A 19,372-nucleotide genomic window follows, 5' to 3' on the forward strand; every position below is an offset into this window, starting at 1 on the left:
TTTGACGCAGCGGGATAGCTGGTGGCTGGTCAGGTCAGTAGTTCGTGCGCGAGCTTGAACGTCGGCACCGACAGCGCGGCAAACGCCACCGTGATGACCACGAGAATCGCCGTTCTTTTCCGCAGCAGCACGGCGATGACGATCGACAGCACGGAGAACGCGCAGGTCAGCAGGATGATCCACCAGAGCGCCGCGTAGCCGGCACCGCCTTCGAAGTTCGACACGTTCCGCGTGATCAGGGTCGCGACATAACCGGCGACGCTCATGCTCGCGGGCAGGCTCAGCACCGAATACAGGATGAGGACGATGATCTGTCGCGGTGTCGAATCGGGAGACGTCATGGCGAGCGCTATTCTTTCGGATGGACGGGCCGCCGAACCGTTCGCCTTGCAGGCCGATTCAGGCAGCCGGCAGGATGCGGGCGTTTTCCGCGTTTGGCAACCACCCGCCGCTACCCGCCGCGACCCTCACCCTCGCCCGAAACTCGGCCGCTTAGGATCGTAAGTCCACCCCGGCACGAGATAGCGCATCGCGACCGCGTCGTCGCGCGCCGTACCGCCGACCTCCTTGTACAACGCATGCGCGGCCTCGACCTGCGCCATGTCGAGCTCGATCCCGAGCCCCGGCCGCTCCGGCACGGCCACCTGGCCGCCGACGATCTTCAGCGGCTCGCGCGTGAGCCGCGCATCGCCTTCCTGCCAGATCCAGTGCGTGTCGATCGCGGTGATCGTGCCGGGTGCGGCTGCCGCCGCGTGCGTGAACATCGCGAGCGACACGTCGAAGTGGTTGTTCGAGTGCGAACCCCACGTGAGCCCCCAGTCGCGGCACAGCTGCGCGAGCCGCACCGACCCCTGCATCGTCCAGAAATGCGGGTCGGCGAGCGGGATGTCGACCGCCTGCAGCCGCACCGCGTGGTCCATCTGCCGCCAGTCGGTCGCGATCATGTTGGTCGCGGTCGGGATTCCCGTCGCGCGGCGGAATTCGGCCATCACCTCGCGGCCCGAATAGCCACCTTCCGGCCCGCACGGATCCTCCGCATACGCGAGCAGGTGGCCTTGTCCGCGGCACAGCGCGACGGCTTCGTCGAGCGACCATGCGCCGTTCGGGTCGAGCGTCGCGCGTGCGTCGGGGAAGCACGCCTTGATCGCGGCGATCGCTTCCATCTCGTCGGCACCGGCCATCACGCCGCCCTTCAGCTTGAAATCGGCGAAGCCGTAGCGATCGACCGCGGCCTCGGCCTGCCGAGCGATCGCGGCCGGCGTGAGCGCTTCCTCGTTACGCAGCCGGAACCACGGGGTGCGTGCCTGCGCCTCGTCGCGATACGGCAGGTCGGTGCGGCCGCGATCGCCGATATAGAACAGATAAGCGAGCATCGGCACCGCGTCGCGCTGCTGCCCTTCGCCGAGCAGCGCCGCGACCGGCACGTCGAGATGCTGGCCGAGCAGGTCGAGCAGCGCCGCCTCGATCGCGGTGATCACGTTGTCGAGCCGCAGGTTGATCTCGTGCGGCTGGCGCAGCACCGCTGCTTCGCCGGCCGACGTCACCTCGTGGCGGATCGTGCGGCCCGCACCCGGACCCGCGCCGGACAGCGCCGCGCGCACTGCGTTGAGCGTCGCCTGGTAGCGCCCGATCGACTGGCCGACCACGAGATCCGTCATGCGCTCGAGCGCGTGGCGGATGCCTTCGCCGCCCGGCACTTCGCCGACGCCCGTGTGTCCGCTGCTGTCGTCGAGGATCACGAGGTTGCGCGTGAAGTACGGTGCGTGCGCGCCGCACAGGTTGAGCAGCATGCTGTCGCGGCCGGCGACGGGAATCACCTGCATGCGCGTGACGCGCGGGGTGCCGTCACGGCGGGATTCGGACATCGGTTCGCTCCTGGTTCCGGTGATGCACGGGCCGCCGGCTGCGCCGGTGCGGCCCGCGCCGTTCATTGAAGCTCGACGCGGCGGATCTCGCCGACGACGAACAGGTAGCAGATCACGGCGACGAGCGCGTGCGCGACCACATAGACCAGCGCGCCGTTGAACGAGCCGCTGCGGTCGACGATGTAGCCGATCGCGATCGGCGTCGTGATGCTGGAGAGGTTGCCGCACGTGTTGAGCAGCGCGCCGCTCAGGCCCGCGATCTGGCGCGGCGCGGTGTCGGCGTTGACGGCCCAGCCGAGCGCGCCGAGCCCCTTGCCGAAGAACGACAGCGCCATGAACAGCACGACGAGTACGTGCGAATCGGTGTAGTTGCAGACGATCATCGACATCGACAGCAGCATGCCGAACACGATCGGCACCTTGCGCGCGACCGACAGCGAGCGGCCCTGCTTGAGCAGCCCGTCGGACACGACGCCGCCGAGAATCCCGCCGAGGAACCCGCACACGGCCGGGATCGACGCGACGAGGCCCGCGTTGAGGATCGACATCCCGCGCGCCTGCACGAGATAGACGGGAAACCACGTGATGAAGAAATAGGTGAGCGCGTTGATGCAGTACTGCGCGACGTATACGCCGATCAGCATCCGGCTCTTCAGCAGTGCCTTCACGTGGCGCATCGACGGGCCGCCGTCGCGTCCGCCCGTCGCCTGGTCGATGTTGACGAGCGCGCCGCCTTCGGCGAGGTAGTCGAGTTCCGCGCGGTTGATGTTCGGATGGTCCTTCGGGTCGTACATCGTGCGGTTCCACACCAGGACGAACGCGAAGCCGAGCACGCCCATCACCGCGAACACGGATTGCCAGCCGAACGCGTGCACGAGCCAGCCCATCAGCGGCGCGAACACGACGGTCGCCGCGTACTGCGCGGCGTTGAAGATCGCCGACGCGGTGCCGCGTTCGGCGGCCGGGAACCACGCGGACACGATCCGGCTGTTGGCCGGGAACGACGGCGCTTCGGCCGCGCCGACGAGGAAGCGCAGCCCGAACAGCAGCGCGAACGCGGCCGCGCCGCCGAAGAAGCCGATCGAGCCCTGCAGCAGCGTGAACAGCGACCAGAAGAAGATGCTGAACGCATAGACGATGCGCGACCCGTAGCGGTCGAGCAGCCAGCCGCCCGGCAGTTGCGCGACCACGTACGACCAGCCGAACGCGGAGAAGATGAAGCCGATCTGCACGTGGCTCAGGTGCAGCGCGCGGGCGAGGCTGGGGCCCGCGATCGCGATCGCCGCGCGATCCGCGTAGTTGATCGTCGTGACCGCGAACAGGACGGCCAGCACCAGCCAGCGCACGCGGGTGCGCCGGGCCGTTGCCGACGCGGACGCCGGCAGCGCTTGAAGCGGATTCATGACTGTCTCCTCCGAAGGGCGGAAGGTGCCGTCGTGCGGCAGGCGCGTCGGTGCGCGCCATTCGTGTGGGTGCTGCCGGCCGGAGGCCGGACACCGTTGCCCGTGGGCAGGGCGTCCTGGCCATTCTGTCATGTCGAAATTTGCGCTTTCATGCCAATTGCTGACTTGATCGATTCAGCAATTGAATCGATCAGGCGGGGGCCGCGCCGCTGTCGCTGTCGTATTTTTACCCGGATGATATTGACATTCAATTTATACCCGGATAAAAATAGCGACATTCTGATTCCAGCCTGCGGGCGATCACGATGACCACCACCACACTGCTTCCTTCCTACACGGCGTTCGACGGCCACCGGCGCCTCACGTCGGGCCCGCTCGCGACGGTCGCGCTCGCGGTCCGGCGGGCTGCCGGCGATGCGATGCCCGGCACGATCCTGATCTTCGACGATGCGACGGGCCGCTCGATCGACCTCGACCTGCGCGGCACGGCAGACGAGATCCACGCGCGCTACGCGCCGCCGTCGGGCGACGCAGCCGGTGCCGCCGGTGAGCCGGCCGGCGCGGGCGAACAACGCGGCCGCGGCCGGCCGAAGCTCGGCGTCGTGTCGCGCGAGGTCACGCTGCTGCCGCGTCACTGGGAATGGCTTGCCACGCAGCCGGGCGGCGCGTCGGTCGCGTTGCGCAAGCTCGTCGAGGACGCACGGCGCACCCACGCGGAAGCCGATCGGCTCCGCGACGCGCAGGCGCGTGCGTACCACTTCATGTCGGCGATGGCGGGCGACCTGCCCGGTTTCGAGGAGGCCGCGCGCGCGCTGTATGCGAACGACCTGGCGCGGCTCGCCGAGCTGATCGCCGGCTGGCCGGACGACGTGCGCGACCATGCGCTCGCGCTGGCGCGCGGCGAGCTGCCGCCGTCCACCGAAGACTGCTGAAAGGAGCATCGGACGTCATGACCGCACTCGATCTGAACCGCGGCGCGATCGCGCCGGTCGCCGACGAGATTGATCTCGTCGACCTGCGCGTGACCGGCGCCATCCCGCACGAACTCGCCGGCACGTTGCTGCGCAACGGCCCGAATCCGCCGGGCGGCCGCTTCGAAGGGAGCGACATGCTGTCGTGGTGGCCGGAAGCCGCGATGCTGCACGCGATCGCGTTCGAAGGCGGCCGCGCGACCGGCTACCGGAACCGCTGGGCGCGCACGCAGCGCTGGGCCGCCGTGCACGCACCTGAAGCGGCATCGCAGCTGCCCGACACCAACCCGAACGTGAACGTGCTGCAGCATGCCGGCGAATTGCTCGCGCTGTCGGAGGGCGGCGCGCCGTTCGCGATCACGGCCGCGCTCGATTCGCTCGGCATACCGGCGCGGCACGCAGGCCTCGGCGGCGGGATGACCGCGCATCCGAAGGTCGATCCGGTGACCGGCGAGCTGATCGCGTTCCGCGCGGACTGGCGCGCACCGTGGCTGCGCTACGGTGTCGCCGATGCGCAGGGCGTGCAGCGCGTCGATCTCGAGATCGACCTGAGCGCGCCGTCGATGATGCACGACCTCGCGATCACCGAAACCCGCAGCCTGCTGCTCGACCTGAACGTCGGCTACGACTTCTCGCTGCTGAAGCTGGGCCACCGGATGCCGCTACGCTGGCACGACGACCGGCCCGCACGCATCGGCGTGATCCCGCGTCATGGCGGCGCGGTGCGCTGGTTCGGCGTCGAGCCGTGTTTCATCCTGCACGTCGTGAACGCGTACGACTGCGACGCGTCGTGCATCGTGCTCGATGCGGTGCGCTATCCGTCGTTCCTGCGGCTCGACGCGGGCACGGGCCGCTTCGCCGACAACCCGGTCGGCGAGCTGTGGCGCTACGTGATCGATACGGCGAACGGGCTGATCGACGAAGGGCCGCTCGCCGATGGCGGCATCGAGATGCCGCGCATCAACGAAAGCCGGACGGGGCGCCGCTACCGCTACCTGTATGCGGTCGAGCAGCCGAACAACGCGGAAATGCGCGGCGTGATGCGCTTCGACCACGCGAGCGGCACGACCACGCGCTACGCGTTGCCGCCCGGCGACCAGAACAGCGAGCCGGTGTTCGTGCCGCGCCCGGGCGGCGTCGACGAGGACGACGGCTGGCTGCTGGTGGTGGTCTACCGCGCGGCGACGGATACGAGCGACGTCGTGATCCTCGATGCGCGGGCGATCGACGCGGGGCCGGTCGCGACCGTGCACCTGCCGCGCCGCGTGCCGGCCGGGTTCCACGGCGCGTGGGTGCCGCGCGAGCACTGAGCGGCGGGGCGGCGCGTCACTGTGCGCGCAGCGCGTCGACGATCTTCAGCCGCGCGGCGCGCATCGCCGGCAGGAACCCGCCGACCAGCCCCATCACGAGCGAGAACAGCAGCGTCTTCACGACGATCGCGGGCGTCAGCACGAAGCGGAACGACAGGTCCGCGAAGGTCTGGAAGTTGGTCGTCGAGAACGACGCGAACTGCATCAGCGACGCACACGCGAGCCCCGCGACGCCGCCGACGAAGCCGAGCAGCAGCGCTTCCAGCAGGAACGCGGCGAGCACGTTCAGGCGCTTGAAGCCGAGCGCGCGCAGCGTGCCGATCTCGGCGACGCGGTTCGCGACCGACGCATACATCGTGATCATCGCGCCGATCATCGCGGCGATCGAGAAGATCGTCGACAGCGTGATGCCGAGGATGTTGATGAACGTCGACAGCGCCTTCGACTGGTCGCCGTAGAAGGTCTGCTCGCGTTTCGCCTCGTCGGTGAGCCGCGGGTCGACGTCGATGTCGGCCTTGAAGCGTGCGAAGCCGTCGGCGCTCGGGATGCGCAGCACCATCGACGAATAGCTGGTGCGCCGGAACGACTGCATCAGCTGGTCGACGTCGCCCCAGATCTCCGAATCGAAGCCGCTGCCGCCCGCGTCGAAGATGCCGACGATGGTCCAGTCGCGCTGCGCGAAATGCAGGCTGTCGCCGAGCTGCGTGCCGCTGAACCCTTTCGCGATCGCGCTGCCGACGATGATTTCCGACGAGCCGGGCGTGAACATGCGGCCCCCGACGAGCTTCACGTGCGGGCGCAGCGCGAGGCCGGCCGGCGACACGCCGCGGATCACGACGTTCGACGGCTTGCCGGACGAGGTCTTCACCAGCGAGATCAGCACGACCGCTTCCTTCGACACGAGCGGCCGGCCGTCGGGGCCGAGCGCGACGGCCGGGTGCATCTCGAGCGCATTGGCCTGCTGGTGGTCGATCGAGCTCTGGATCTCGGTTTCGGCGCCCTTGCGGATCACCACCGCGTTGTCGGGCTCGCCGGTCGACACGAGCGTCTTCGTGAGCCCCGCGTCGAGCATCTGCACGGTCGCGAACACGAAGATCACGAGCGCCATCCCGCCGGCGGTCAGCGCGGTGGTGAGCCGCCGGGTCCACAGGTTGCGCGCGATGTAGTTGAGCGGGATCGCCATGTGCAAACCTAACCGATTGCCCTGAGGCCTTCGACCACGCGCACGCGCGCCGCCTGCCACGCCGGCACGATCGCCGCCGCGAAGCCGACCGCGACCGAGCACGCGGCCTGCAGCACGACCGTCTCGGTCGACACCTTGAACACCGGGAAGATGCCGCCTGCCGCCTGCTTGAACAGGCTCGCGGCGGGCGGCGTCGCGAGGATCCCGAGCCCGCCGCCGGCCACCGCGATCACGACCGATTCGCCGAACACGATCAGCGCGAGAAAGCCGGGGCCGAAACCGAGCGCCTTCAGCGTCGCGTATTCGGCCGTGCGTTCGCGCGCGCTCATCGCCATCGCGTTGGCCATCACGGCCATGATGATCAGGATCACCACGTACGACACGACGCGGATCGCCGCGATGATCTGGTTCGACATCGCGACGAAGCCGAGCTGGAACGCCTGCTCGGTCTCGGTCAGCGTCTCGGCGAGCGAGTTCTTGAACACCGCGTCGACGTTGCGCGCGATCGACGCGCCGTCGTCGGGGTTCGCGACGCCGAGCACGAATACGCCGACCTGGTCGGCCTGCTTCGGCGTGCGCTGGCGCACCGTCTCGTTCAGGTAGTCCCAGTGGAATACCAGCTGGCGCGTGATCGTCGAGTCGTCGCGGCCGTCGAAGATCCCGCGCACGACGAAATCCCACGTGCCCGGATAGATCGTCCCCTTCAGCGGGATCACGTCGCCGATCTTGAAGCCGAATTGCGTCGCGAGCTGGCGCCCGACGAGGCAGCCGCGCCGGTCGCGGTTGTAGTCGGCGCGCTGCTGGTCCGGGACGATGTATTCCGGGTACAGGTCGAGATAGTTGTCCGATACCGCGAAGCTCGCGAAGAAGTTCTTCGGATCGCGGTAGATGCCGCCGAACCAGTTCGAGCGAACCACGGCCGTCACGCCGTCGACGCCGCGAATCCGGTTCTCGTAGCTCACGGGCAGCGGAAACACGAGCGAGATCGCGTTGCGCGTGACGAGCCGCCCGCTGGACGCGGCGGCGGCGCCCGCGTACCACGCGTCGACCACGGTGTGCAGCAGCCCGAACGCGAGCACGGCGATGGTGAGCCCGAGCACGGTCAGCAGCGTGCGCAGCCGGTGCCGCAGCGCGTTGCGCGCGATCAGCTTCAGCACATACATCGCGCGCGCTCCCGCAGCCGGTCAGCCGGCGTGCCCATCGATCAGCTCCCCTTTTTCCAGATGCACGAGCGAGCGCGCGGCGCCGGCCGCGTGCGCGTCGTGGGTCACCATGATGATCGTCTTGCCGAGCTCGGCGTTCATCCGCTGCAGCATCGCGAGCACGTCGGTGGCCGACGCGCGGTCGAGGTCGCCGGTCGGCTCGTCGGCGACGATCAAGACGGGATCGGTGATCAGTGCGCGCGCAATCGCGACGCGCTGCTGCTGGCCGCCCGACAGCTCGGACGGGTAATGGCTCGTCCGGTCGCCGAGGTTCACCATGTCGAGCACGAGCTCGACGCGCTCGCGCCGCTCGCGGCGCGACAGGTGCGTGAGCATCAGCGGCAGCTCGACGTTCTCGAACGCGGTGAGCACCGGCATCAGGTTGTAGAACTGGAAGATGAAGCCGACGTTCGCCGCGCGCCATTCGGCCAGTTGTGCCTCCGCGAGCAGCGAGATGTCGAGGCCGCCCACGCGCAGCTCGCCGCTGTCGGGCCGGTCGATGCCGGCCACCAGGTTCAGCAGCGTGCTCTTGCCGGAGCCGGACGGCCCCATCAGCGCGACGAAGTCGCCTTCGCCGATGTCGAGCGTGATGTCGGTCAGCACGGGCACGATCTGGTTGCCGCGCCGGTACGACTTCGCGACGTGGCTGATCTCGACGAGGGGCGGCGGGGCGTCGTTCACGCGTGCGCTACTTCTTCGCGACGGTCACTTTCGCGCCGTCCTTCAGCTTCGCGTCCGGCGCGAGCACGACCGTGTCGCCGGGCTTCACGCCGCGGATCGCGATGAGTTCGCCGATCCGCTCGCCCCGCGTCACGCCCACGGCGCGCACGGTGTCGTCCTTCACGACGAACACGACCGGCCGGCCGTCGCGTTCCACGACCGCGCTTGCCTGCACGGCCGTCACGGGCTGCCGGTCCTGCGCCGACGCGGGCTTCGACAGGAACGCGATCTTCGCGCTCATGTCGGGCAGCACGCGGTCGTCGCGGTCGACGAAGCGTACTTTCACGAGCACGGTGGCCTTCGAGCGGTCGACGGTCGGCACGATGCGCGACACGCGGCCCGCGAAGCGCGTGTCGGGCAGCGCGTCGAGCTGGATCTCGCACGGCTGCTCGGCGCGGATCTTCGCGATGTTCGATTCGGCGACGTCGGCCTCGACCTCGAGCGTGTCCATGTCGGCAATCGTCACGACCGCACCCTTGCTGTCCGATGCGGACGAGAACGGCGTGATGTTGTCGCCGACGTTCGCGTGCTTCGCGAGCACGATGCCGTCGAACGGGGCGCGGATCACCGTCTGGTCGACCGCGACCTGCGCGGCTTGCGCGTTGGCTTCGGCGGACGTGATGGCGGCCTGGTCGCTGTTGACCGACGCGCGCGCCTTGTTCACGCGGGCCGTGTCGGTGTCGAGCTGCGCGGCCGGCACGGCGCCCTTGGGCGCGAGCACCGAGGTGCGGCGCAACGCGATCTCGGCGTCCTTCAGTTCGGCCTGCTCGACGCCGAGGTTGGCGCGGGCGACCTTCACCTGTGCGAGCGCCTGTGCCAGCGAGGCCTCGACGTCACGGCTTTCGAGGCGGGCGATGATCTCATCTTTCTTCACGCGCGTGCCTTCGAGCACGCCGAGCCATTCGACGCGTCCCTGGCCCTTCGACGCGACCGCGGCCTTGCGCTGCGGCACGACGTAGCCGGTCGCATTGAGCTGCGTGTCGTTCTGGTACGGGTAGGCGGACGTGACGGCGGTGGTTTCGACGGCCGGCCGGCCGGTGAGCGCGAGGCCGGCGACGATCGCGCCGATGACGACCGCGGCGGCGACCGCATAGCGGAGCCACCGGCGCCGGCGGGGTGCCGGTGCGAGCGGACGCCGGTCGATCTTCAGTTTGTCCAGATTGTGATCGGGCAATTTGAGCGCCTCGAGACGGCGGCGGTCTGACGACCGGCCGCGATCCGGTTTCCGGGGAAAGGGACGGATGGACGCCAGTATAAGCGTCGCCCCGACGGCGCGCGAGCCGGTTTGCGGCGCCGCCGCGGCGACTGCCCGGCCGGTCGCCGACACCGGGATACGCGTGCTCCCCCGGGGAAACCCGAGGGGCGCAAGCAACGTGTCAACTTTCCGCGAACACGGCGCGTTATGGAACCAGTGCGTCAGGTTTTGTCGCGGAGGAACGGCGAAAGCCGGCCTCGCGGCCTGGGGCTCCGATGCGAATGCCTCGCATCTTTACTTACCGGTACGTTTGATTTTTTCTCCGCTAAAGGAAGAACAATGAAGAAGACGCTCGCTTCGATCATCGCCGCAGCATTCGCTCTCGCATCGGTTTCGGCATTCGCACAGGCGTCCGCGCCGGCAGCCGACACGTCGGCAGCCGCTCCGGCACCGGCCAAGAAGGATCACAGCAAGCCGAAGCACGCGCTGAAGCACCACGGTTCGGCCAAGGGCAAGGCGAAGGCCGCAGCCGCATCGGCAGCTGGCACGAACGACGCAGGCGCAGCAAACTAAGCGCTTCGCCCGGGGCCGGCACCGCCGGCCGCCAGTCGCGAAACCCCGCATGTTCACGCATGCGGGGTTTTGTTTTTTTCAGGCCTCGCGTTCGCCGGCCGGCGCTGGCGGCGGCGGCGCGCGCATCGCGTCGACCACCGTGCGCATGCGCCGCCAGTGCGAGCCTTCCCAGAACACGCGCCGGCACACGTCGCACGCGGCGAAGCGCCGGTGCCGCAGCCGGACGCCGGCCGGCACGCGTGGCGCGGCCGCGGCCGCGTCGAGCGGATGCAGCGGCGCATTGCAGCGCAGGCACAGCCGGAACGGCCGCATGTGCGGAGCGAGATCGAGCCGCTCGAACAGTTCGCGCAGCTGGTCGGCCGGCTGCAGCGCGTGCAGGTAGCAGCCGCGCTCGACCGCGCGCCGCTTGAGCAGCTCGCGGTCACGGGTCAGCACGATCCGGCCCTCTCGCGCGGCGAGCGCCGCGAGTTCGTCGTCACGGTAGTGGTTGTCGTAGCAGGTGTCGAAACCCGCGAGGCGCAGCAGCTGCGCGAGGCCGCCGAGATGCGCGTCGGCAGCGAAGCGCCAATGCGCCGATGGCGGCACGGTGGCTCCGTTCGCCGCCGGCTGCGCGCGTTCCGGAAAGGCTTCGACCCGGTCGCCGTCGTCGAGCGGCCGGTCGAGCGTGGCCGGCGCGTCGTTCACGCACAGCCGGCCGATTTCGGTATGCGGGACGCCGAGCGCCTCGATCGCGTGCTTCAGCGTCGCGTCACGCGCACACGCATGCCCGAACGCGCGGTCGCGCTGGGCGCGCGGGAGAAAGGCGTTCAGTTCGTCGTGGAAGCGGAAGGTCGCGGTCGCCATGCGGGCAGTATGGCACCGCGCATGGCCGGCCGCGTGCCCTGCAGACGCCACGCATCTGTGGTTAACTCCCCGCTTCACGGAGCGAAGGAGCGGGAAATGGATCTCGGATTTATCGGGCTGGGTGAAATGGGGCAGGCAATCGCAACGAACCTGCTGAAGGCCGGGCACACGGTGCGGGTCTGGAACCGGTCGCGCGAGCGCGCCGAGCCGCTCGCGGCCATTGGCGCGCAGATCGTCGACACGCCGGCCGACGCGTTTCGCGGCGACGCGGTGTTCTCGATGCTCGCCGACGACGCCGCGGCGCGTGCGATCTTCGACGATGCGCTGCTCGCCCAGGCGCCGCGCGGCCTGATCCACGTGAACATGGCGACGGTGTCGGTCGCGCTGGCCGAATCGCTCGCGCACGCGCATGCGTCGCGCGGCATCCATTACGTCGCCGCGCCGGTGATGGGCCGGCCCGATGTCGCCGCCGCCGCACGCCTGACGATCATGGCGGGTGGCCCGGCCGAGGCGATCGACCGCGTGCAGCCGCTGTTCGACGCGATCGGCCAGAAGACCTGGCGGTTCGGGTCGCTGCCGCAGCATGCGAACGTCGCGAAGATCGCCGCGAACTTCACGCTCGCGTCGGCGATCGAGACGCTCGGCGAGGCCTCTGCATTGCTCGGCGCACACGGCGTCGCGATGCGCGATTTCCTCGACGTGATTACCGGCAGCGTGTTTCCGGGCCCCGTCTACGAAGGCTACGGCTCGATGATCGCCGAGCGGCACTACGAGCCCGCGCGCTTCAAGGCGCGCCTCGGGCTGAAGGACGTTCGCCTGGCGCTGGAAGCCGGTGACGCCGTGTCGGTGCCGCTGCCGGTCGCGAGCGTCGTGCGCGACAACCTGCTCGACGCGCTCGCGCACGGCGGCGGCGAGCAGGATTTCGCGGTACTCGGCGAAGTCGCGCTGCGCCGCGCGGGCCGCTGATCCGCCGCGCGACAGAAGTCCGGCGCACCGGCATAATCGACGTTTCGTTTTCCCTTACATCGACGCAGAGGCGGGCATGAACTTGCATACGTGGTGGCTTTTCGTGGCGACGGTGTTCGTCGTGTCGGCGATTCCGGGCCCGAACATGCTGCTGGTGATGACGCACGGCGCGCGGCACGGGCTGCGGCGTTCGACGTGGACGATGGCCGGTTGCCTCACCGCGCTGGTGCTGATGCTGTCGGTGTCGGCGGCGGGCCTCGGCGCGGTGCTCGAAGCCTGGCCGGCGATGTTCAACACGTTGCGCTTCGCGGGTGCGGCCTACCTGATCTACCTCGGTGTGAAGGCGTGGCGTGCACGCGTCGATGACGAGCAGCCGGCCGCCGACGTCGACGCCGTGTCGCGCCAGGCCGCACCGGCATCGCGCGGGACGCTGTTCCGCAACGGTTTCCTGGTCGCGGGCAGCAACCCGAAGGCGATCCTGTTCGCGGCCGCGCTGTTGCCGCAGTTCATCAACGCGGCCGAGCCGACGCTGCCGCAGTTCGGCATGCTCGTCGTCACGTTCGCGGTGATCGAGGTGAGCTGGTATTTCGTCTACGCGTCGTTCGGCACGCGCATCGGCGCGACGTTGAAGAGCCAGAGCGTGGCGAAGATCTTCAACCGGCTGACGGGCGGGCTGTTCGTCGGCTTCGGCGCGATGATGGCGCTGGTCCGTCACTGATTTCGCACTGACCCCGGTGCGCCGAACGCCCCGTCCCTCGTAAGAGGGCGGGGCGTTCGGCTTTTCGGGCCTGCGTCACGCCGGCCTAGGCACGCGGGCGCGTCAACGCGGCAGCGCCGGCCCCGCGTCCGGCCGTGAGCCCGAAGACGGTGGCCGCGCCGGCGAACGCAAACCCCACACCGCATACCGCACTCCACCCGCCCCAGGCCCACGCGGTGCCGGCGAGCACCGCGCCGAGCGCGCCGCCGATGAAGAACAGCCCGACGAACAGCCCGTTCAGGCGGCCGCGCGCGGCCGGGTTCAGCAGGTTGATCTCGCGGCGGCCGATCGTCTGGTCGACGATGACGCCCGCATCGAGCAGCGCCGCGCCGCCGGCCAGCAGCGCGAGCGCGGGGCCGCGATGCATGTGCGCGTCGAAGCCGAACCAGCCGGCACCCGCGATCCCGAGCACGACGAGCGCCACGAGCATCGTGCCGTGCGCGATCCGCTGCGCGACCGGGCCGTGGCCGCGGTCGCCGGCGCGGCCCGCGAGCGGCGTGACGATTGCACCGCTGGCGCCGGCGAACGCGAACAGCGCAATGCCGTGCAGGTCGAGGCCGAACGGCGGCTGCGCGAGCCGCAGCCCGACCGCGGTCCAGAATGCGCTGAACGCGGCCATCGCCAGCGCGGCCGACAACGCATGCCGGCGCAGTATCGGCTCGTCGGCCAGCAGGCGTCCCATCGACGCGAGCAGCGTGCGGTAGCCGGCCGTGATCGACGGCGTGCGCGACGGCAGGCGCAGCGCGAGCACGACGGCGATTGCGGCGTTCGCGAGCGCGGCCAGCACGTAGAACCCGCGCCAGCCGGCCGAGCCCGCGATCAGGCTCGCGAGCGGCCGGGACAGCAGGATGCCGAGCATCAGCCCGCTCATCACGTTGCCGACCGCGCGGCCGCGCTGCGCCTCGGGCGCCATCGACGCGGCCATCGGCACGAGCATCTGGATCACGCTCGACGCGGCGCCGGCCACGAGCGTCGCCAGCAGGAATACGGTGCCCGACCGCGTGAACGCCGGCAGTGCGAGCGCGGCTGCGCACGCGGCCAGCGTCGTGACGATCAGGCGACGGTTCTCGAGCAGGTCGACGAGCGGGACGAGCAGCACGAGCCCGGCGGCGTAGCCGAGCTGCGGCAGCATCGCGACGAGGCCGGTCAGGCCGGGCGGCAGGTGCAGGTCGGTGCTGATCGGGCCCGTCAGCGGCTGCGCGGCGAACAGGTCCATCACGATCACGCCGACCGTCGCGGCGAAGAACAGCGTCATGCCCGCGCTGAGCGCGGGCGGCGGGCCGGCGGGCGCGCTGACGGGCGGGCGAGCGGCGGCGGGGCAAGGGTTGGCAGGGCAGTTCATCGGAAGCCTGGCGAATGGGTCGAAGGAGTACCCATCGTAGGTGCCTGATGTTTATGCGACAATTGAAATATCTCTAACATGATTATGCGAGTTTGTTTTGAATACGCGTGATCTCCAGGCATTCGTCGCGGTGGTCGACAGCGGGTCGATGGTGGCCGCGGCCGCGAAGCTCCACCTGACGCAGCCGGGCCTGACGCGGCGCGTGCAGAACCTCGAAACGCTGCTCGGCATGCCGCTGCTCGAACGGCAAAGCAAGCCGCTGAAGCCGACCGCCGCCGGGCGCGACGTCTACGCGCTTGCGCGCAACGTGCTGGGCGCGGTCGACGAGCTGATGGCGGCGGGCGCGCCGGACAGCGAGCCGTCGGGCGAGCTGCGCATCGGCGTGCCGCCGTTCCTGTCCGAGCTGGCGCTCGAGCAGCCGATCGACCGGCTGCGCGACGCGTTTCCACGCCTCACGCTGCGCGTGACGGCCGGCTGGTCGCCGGCCCTGATGCAGGGCGTCGAGCGCGGCGCGCTCGACGTCGCGGCCGTGATGGTGCCGGCCAGTTCGACACTGCCCGACACGTTCGCGTCGACGCTGCTCGGCACGCAGCCGACGGTGCTCGTCGCCGCGCGCGACTATCCGCTGCCGGACGGTCCGCTGTCGATCGACACGCTGTCGGGTTTCCCGTGGGTGCTGAGCCAGGACGGCTGCGGGATGCGCTCGGCGCTGAGCCGCATGCTCGGCGCGGCCGGGCTGCCGTTCGACGTCGCGGTCGAGGCGTTCGGTTCGGAGCTGCAGCTGTCGCTCGTCGCGCGCGGCGCCGGCATCGGCATTGCGGCACCGAACGCGCTGGCGCGCAGCGCGCATCGCGATGCACTGAGGGTGGTGGAAACGGTGGGGCTGGAGACGCGGATCAACGTGTGGATCGTGCACGGCGCGCTGCCGGGCCGGCTGGTGCGGCCCGTCGCGCTGCTGCGCGATGCGCTCGGCGAAGTGCTCGACGGGGAAAACAGGGTGGGGTCAGATGCAGTGAAAGCGATCTAGAGGCGACATTCGAGGGAAAATCCTTATTTTCTCTACGGAAATGTTGCATTGCGGAAACCGATTCGCTATAGTTGCACCTGTCTCCTCCATGTCTCCTCTGATATGGATTCAGCCCGCCTCTTAGGCGGGCTTTTTTTTGCCTGCGATTTTGTCGCAGCGTTCCATTCGCCTTCCGTCGCCGCGCTCAGAACTTGTACGTCATCCCGACGTAGCTGATGATCGGGTCGGCCTTCAGGTCCGATTTCGACTCCGAGAGCACCGTGCCGTCGGCTGCCTTGATCGTCACCGTCGACGTCGTCTTCAGCGGGATGTACGTGACCGACGCGATCAGCCCGAAGTGCTCGGTCATGTTGTACTGCAGGCCCGCGTTGAACACCGGCTGCCATGACGACGACGCCTTTGCCTCCACCGATGTCGTACCCGGCTTGCCCGCGCCCGCCGCGAGAATCGCGCCGAGGTTGTCCTGCGTCTGCTTGATGAAGTTCGTGTTGAGCTGCAGGTCGCTGAACCAGTTGTACGACACGCCGAGGCCGAGGAACGGCCGGAACTTCGCGGTAGCCTGCCCGAAGTAGTACTGCAGCAGCACCGCCGGGCTCCATTGCCGCACGCTCTTCACGATCGGGTTGACCGACGCCAGCCCGATGTTCTGCGTGCCGAGCGCGCCGGCAGGTCCTGGCGGCTTGATCGTGCCCTGGCCCGACACCTTGAACACCGGCGGCACGCCGGCCACCGATGTCACCGCGATGTGGTCGGTCAGGAAGTGGCTGACCGTCAGGCCGACGGTATCGGCGCCGCTCGTGCGCAGCCCGGTGCCCGGCGACGTGAACGATGGCGGCAGCCGCAGCGGCGTGTTGATCGGCGTCGGCGCGACGTTGGTCGTCATCGGCGTGCTGCTCTGCTGCGGCATCACGTGGAACCAGCCCAGCGTGACGACGTTGCTGCCGGCGCTCTGCGCGTGCGCCGCGAGCGGCGCCAGCACGGCGGCGCCGGCCGCCGCGCAGAGAAGGGTTTTCTTCATCACGGCTTCCCCCTCCGCTTACTGGACGAATGCGCCGATCGTGAAATACGGCGTCGATCCGGCGTTGTCGAGGAAACCGAACACGCCACCCGTGAAGATGAACTTGCCCGTCGGCGTCGTGCTGCTGGCGCCCGTGTGGATCGTCGTGACCGTGCCCGGCACCTTCTGCGTGTAGTCGAGGTCGAGCGCGGTCGCGAGCGAGGCCTGCGACGCGTTGAACGGATCGAGCAGCGTCGCCTGGTTGTTCGTCAGCGCGGTGGTGCGGTAGTCGAACTGGCTGTCGACGCCGATGTACTCGCCGTTCTGCGAGCCGACCGCGATCGTCGTCTGCGGTGCGAGGATCGAGATGCTCGATTCGTCGTCGGCGGTGAGGCCCGGCACGCCGTTGCTGTCGGGCGTCGGGTTCGGGTTCGCGACGCCCGTGCGCACGAGGATCGGCACGAGCTGGTTGCGCAGCTTGCCGACGATCATGAAGCCCTTGCCCTGCGGCGTCGCCGACAGCGTCGGCTTCAGCTGGCTCGCGTAGTTGTTCGACTGGAACGCGCCGCTGCCGTCCGCCGACTGCACGAAGTTCGTGCCTTGCTGCGTGCACGCGCCGCCGGCGAACTGGCCGGTCGTGTCGCACTTGGTCCAGCTGCCGTCGGCGTTGATCGTCACCTTCGCGTCGATCGATGCCGGCGCGAAGTTCTGCGACGGCACTTCACCGAAGCCCGTGTGACTGTATGTGCCCGCAACCTTCGTGATGTCGGTCTCGATCGACGAGAAGCCGATGAACGGGTAGTACGGGAATTTCGTGTCGGGCACCGCGGCCTGGCCGAGCACGCCGTTGAACTGGATTTCCTTGCCGGGAATCGTGCCGCCCGCGACGCCCATGCCGACGAAGATGCGCGCCGGACGCGACGGATCGAGACTCGCGCCGTTCAGGCGGAAGGCGCACTGGTTCAGCTTGTTGGTCGGCAGCAGCGTTTCCTGCGTGAGCGTCCCGCTGTCGACGGTGCCCGCGCGGGTCGGCACGACGGTGCCGGTCGTTTGCGGTACCGGCGATTCGACATAGGTGACCTGCCAGGTCATCTTGGTCGTGTCGAGCTGGACCTTCGCGAGTTCGCCGCTGCCCGCGCCACCCGTAAACACGGTGGTGTAGTCGAGCGAGGCAGGACAGAGCCGGTCTTCGACGAGCGGGGGCGGATTGTCGTCGCCGCCGCCGCAGGCAGAAAGAAGGGGGGCGGCAAGGGCTGCCGCCAGAATGAGGTTGCGCTTCATGTTGCTCCTCCAGATTTGTCTTGTGTGGCGGCCAGCTCCCTGTCGGCCGCTTCTGTTGGTTGTGCTCGTCCTGCCTGCGCCGTGCCGCGCGCCTCGTGCGATACGCGACGGCGGCCAGCCCGCCGTCGCGCCCTCGTTCGCTACTTGCTGATCTGTGCGCCCACGCCGAAGTACGGGGTCGACGACGTGCTCGAGTTCGCCGACGTCGACGTGACGCCGCCGTTCACCGTGCCCTGGATCAGCGCCGCATACAGCCCGCCCGTCGCGATCACCACGCCCGACGCGGACGGGTAGCTCGCGCCGCTCGGCGGCGTCGTCGTCGCGTTCAGCAGGCCCGGCGTCGTCTGGCCGTAGTCGAGCGTGAAGCCGTCTTCCTCGGCCTGCGTGCTCGGGTTGATGAACGACGCGTTGCTGCCGCGGATCAGGGCCGCCGTGTACTTGAAGTTCGAGTCCGCGCCCGCGTAGCCGCCGTCGATCGCGCCCGACGAGATTGCCGTCGCCGCGCCGAGCACCGCGATGCCCGATTCGTCGTCGACCTGCGCATCGGTGTGCAGCGGCGCCGTACCGAGATTCACGTTGCCCGTCCGCACGATCACCGGCACCGTCGCGCCGTTGAGCTGGCCGATCACCAGGTGCGCGGTCGCCGACTTGCCGGTCGCGCCGACGAGCGGCAGCTGCGTTTGCGGCAGCGTCTGCGGTGCTTTCGTGCTGTCGAAGTAGCCGCCGTTCGTGGTGTTGACGGTCCACGGGTTGCCGGTCGTCTGGCAGCCGCCCGTGCTCGTCGACGTGCACGCGCCGTTCGCGTCGAACGTCTCGCTCGAGTTCGTGCCCTTCGTCGCGTAGTTGCCCGACGGCACGAGGTGATAGATCAGCGCGTTGTACGTGCCCGGCAGCTTCGAGATATCCGTCGTCGTGCTGGCGAAGCCGAGGAACGGGTAGAAGTCGAAGTGACGGTTCGGCACCTGGCCGACGTTCTGCAGCACGCCCGGGATGATCGTCAGCCCGTCGTACTGGACCGTCGCACCCGGAATGCCGCCACCCGCGACACCCATGCCGACCAGCAGCATCGGCGGGTTCGCCTGGTTGAAGTCGGCCGCCGTCGAGTACGTGGCACCGCTCGGTGCCTTGCCCGTGCCCGGTGTCAGGACGAACGCGCAGCGCGTCTGCTCCGCGGTCGGCAGCACGCCGGTCGGCGGGTGCATGACTGCGCCGGTGATCGTCGTGCCTGCGCGGCTCGGCGTGACCGTGCCGGTCGCGAGCGGAATCGGCGATTCGAGCCACTTGAGCGTGTAGGTCATCGCCACGGCGTCGATGTTGACGCTGACGATCTCGCCGCTACCGGCACCGCCGAGGTACGTGCTCTTCACGATGTCGGCGTTGGCCGGGCACAGCGCACCGTTGACGGGCTGCGACGGCGGCGGCCCTTGCGTGCCGCAGCTCGATCCGGAACATTGGGGCGCATTGATCGGCGCGGGTGCGCCACCGTCCCCCCCACCACATGCAACCAGGAAAGGGGCAATGGCAAAGGCCGTTGCCACCCCCTTCGATAAGGCGTGCGACATGCCGCTGTCTCCAATCGTTTAATTGTGCGAGCTAATGTCGCCGCCTTGATTTTTGCTGTCAATTGATGAACCCGTCTAAAAAAGGCGATTGAAACGGGTATCGTGTTTTGAATCCTTGTCTGACACGGCATTCGGTAAGAATTAAAACGTGAAGCAAGCTGCCGGAAGCGACCGG

Annotated in this window: 18 protein-coding genes; 6 read left to right on the forward strand and 12 right to left on the reverse strand. The window is 69.0% G+C overall.

The features are described from left to right. Positions 1-29: 29 nt before the first annotated feature. From BCEP18194_RS07035 to BCEP18194_RS07045, 3 genes are all read right to left on the reverse strand, one after another. Entirely contained in the window at positions 30-341 is a 312-nt protein-coding gene (locus BCEP18194_RS07035) for a hypothetical protein (protein ID WP_011350630.1), read from the reverse strand. A 126-nt stretch (positions 342-467) separates the two neighbouring features. Continuing rightward, positions 468-1,865 carry an enolase C-terminal domain-like protein gene (locus BCEP18194_RS07040; protein WP_011350631.1) on the reverse strand — a complete coding sequence of 466 codons (1,398 nt, stop codon included), beginning with the start codon at positions 1,863-1,865 and terminating at the stop codon, positions 468-470. A 62-nt stretch (positions 1,866-1,927) separates the two neighbouring features. After that, positions 1,928-3,268: an MFS transporter gene (locus tag BCEP18194_RS07045; protein WP_011350632.1), complete on the reverse strand. Its 1,341-nt coding sequence runs from the start codon at positions 3,266-3,268 to the stop codon at positions 1,928-1,930. 305 nt (positions 3,269-3,573) lie between these two features. Between BCEP18194_RS07045 and BCEP18194_RS07050 the strand changes: the two genes are divergently transcribed. Then, positions 3,574-4,200, forward strand: a complete 627-nt coding sequence (locus tag BCEP18194_RS07050; RefSeq protein WP_011350633.1) for a DUF2239 family protein — start codon at positions 3,574-3,576, stop codon at positions 4,198-4,200. Between the two features lie 17 nt (positions 4,201-4,217). Beyond that, entirely contained in the window at positions 4,218-5,549 is a 1,332-nt protein-coding gene (locus tag BCEP18194_RS07055; protein WP_011350634.1) for a carotenoid oxygenase family protein, read from the forward strand. A 16-nt stretch (positions 5,550-5,565) separates the two neighbouring features. Here BCEP18194_RS07055 and BCEP18194_RS07060 read toward each other — a convergent pair whose 3' ends face one another. The 4 genes from BCEP18194_RS07060 to BCEP18194_RS07075 are packed head-to-tail and all read right to left on the reverse strand — an operon-like array spanning position 5,566 to position 9,828. Continuing rightward, positions 5,566-6,732 carry an ABC transporter permease gene (locus BCEP18194_RS07060; RefSeq protein WP_011350635.1) on the reverse strand — a complete coding sequence of 389 codons (1,167 nt, stop codon included), beginning with the start codon at positions 6,730-6,732 and terminating at the stop codon, positions 5,566-5,568. Positions 6,733-6,740: 8 nt separating this feature from the next. Then, positions 6,741-7,895 carry an ABC transporter permease gene (locus BCEP18194_RS07065; protein WP_011350636.1) on the reverse strand — a complete coding sequence of 385 codons (1,155 nt, stop codon included), beginning with the start codon at positions 7,893-7,895 and terminating at the stop codon, positions 6,741-6,743. A gap of 21 nt (positions 7,896-7,916) precedes the next feature. Further along, positions 7,917-8,615, reverse strand: a complete 699-nt coding sequence (locus tag BCEP18194_RS07070) for an ABC transporter ATP-binding protein (RefSeq protein WP_011350637.1) — start codon at positions 8,613-8,615, stop codon at positions 7,917-7,919. A gap of 7 nt (positions 8,616-8,622) precedes the next feature. Further along, positions 8,623-9,828: an efflux RND transporter periplasmic adaptor subunit gene (locus BCEP18194_RS07075; RefSeq protein WP_011350638.1), complete on the reverse strand. Its 1,206-nt coding sequence runs from the start codon at positions 9,826-9,828 to the stop codon at positions 8,623-8,625. Between the two features lie 360 nt (positions 9,829-10,188). Here BCEP18194_RS07075 and BCEP18194_RS07080 point away from each other — a divergent pair, with 360 nt between their 5' ends. Next, positions 10,189-10,422: a hypothetical protein gene (locus tag BCEP18194_RS07080; protein WP_041492720.1), complete on the forward strand. Its 234-nt coding sequence runs from the start codon at positions 10,189-10,191 to the stop codon at positions 10,420-10,422. A gap of 78 nt (positions 10,423-10,500) precedes the next feature. Here the strand turns inward: BCEP18194_RS07080 and BCEP18194_RS07085 are convergent, their stop codons facing one another. After that, positions 10,501-11,265, reverse strand: a complete 765-nt coding sequence (locus BCEP18194_RS07085; RefSeq protein WP_011350640.1) for a Mut7-C RNAse domain-containing protein — start codon at positions 11,263-11,265, stop codon at positions 10,501-10,503. A 96-nt stretch (positions 11,266-11,361) separates the two neighbouring features. On the opposite strand from BCEP18194_RS07085, the gene BCEP18194_RS07090 reads away from it, so the two are divergent. Together BCEP18194_RS07090 and BCEP18194_RS07095 are read left to right on the forward strand one after the other, a co-directional pair. After that, positions 11,362-12,231: an NAD(P)-dependent oxidoreductase gene (locus tag BCEP18194_RS07090; protein ID WP_011350641.1), complete on the forward strand. Its 870-nt coding sequence runs from the start codon at positions 11,362-11,364 to the stop codon at positions 12,229-12,231. A 76-nt stretch (positions 12,232-12,307) separates the two neighbouring features. Beyond that, the gene (locus tag BCEP18194_RS07095; protein ID WP_011350642.1) at positions 12,308-12,949 is read left to right on the forward strand and encodes a LysE family translocator; all 642 of its coding nucleotides are present in this window, start codon (positions 12,308-12,310) and stop codon (positions 12,947-12,949) included. Between the two features lie 85 nt (positions 12,950-13,034). Here the strand turns inward: BCEP18194_RS07095 and BCEP18194_RS07100 are convergent, their stop codons facing one another. Beyond that, the gene (locus tag BCEP18194_RS07100; protein WP_011350643.1) at positions 13,035-14,330 is read right to left on the reverse strand and encodes an MFS transporter; all 1,296 of its coding nucleotides are present in this window, start codon (positions 14,328-14,330) and stop codon (positions 13,035-13,037) included. A gap of 97 nt (positions 14,331-14,427) precedes the next feature. Between BCEP18194_RS07100 and BCEP18194_RS07105 the strand changes: the two genes are divergently transcribed. Next, a complete protein-coding gene (locus tag BCEP18194_RS07105; RefSeq protein WP_011350644.1) occupies positions 14,428-15,357 on the forward strand; it encodes a LysR family transcriptional regulator in 930 nt (309 codons plus the stop codon). Between the two features lie 184 nt (positions 15,358-15,541). On the opposite strand, the gene BCEP18194_RS07110 is transcribed toward BCEP18194_RS07105, so the two are convergent. The 3 genes from BCEP18194_RS07110 to BCEP18194_RS07120 all read right to left on the reverse strand — a co-directional run bounded on the left by BCEP18194_RS07110 (position 15,542) and on the right by BCEP18194_RS07120 (position 19,197). Then, positions 15,542-16,375 (reverse strand): OmpW/AlkL family protein, encoded by an 834-nt coding sequence (locus BCEP18194_RS07110; RefSeq protein WP_011350645.1) that lies wholly within the window; start codon positions 16,373-16,375, stop codon positions 15,542-15,544. A gap of 18 nt (positions 16,376-16,393) precedes the next feature. Beyond that, positions 16,394-17,635, reverse strand: coding sequence for a DUF2957 domain-containing protein (locus BCEP18194_RS07115; protein WP_011350646.1), 1,242 nt, complete (start codon positions 17,633-17,635; stop codon positions 16,394-16,396). A gap of 140 nt (positions 17,636-17,775) precedes the next feature. Next, positions 17,776-19,197 (reverse strand): DUF2957 domain-containing protein, encoded by a 1,422-nt coding sequence (locus BCEP18194_RS07120; protein WP_011350647.1) that lies wholly within the window; start codon positions 19,195-19,197, stop codon positions 17,776-17,778. Positions 19,198-19,372: the final 175 nt, after the last annotated feature.

It is taken from the genome of Burkholderia lata, assembly GCF_000012945.1.
Lineage (GTDB): Bacteria > Pseudomonadota > Gammaproteobacteria > Burkholderiales > Burkholderiaceae > Burkholderia > Burkholderia lata.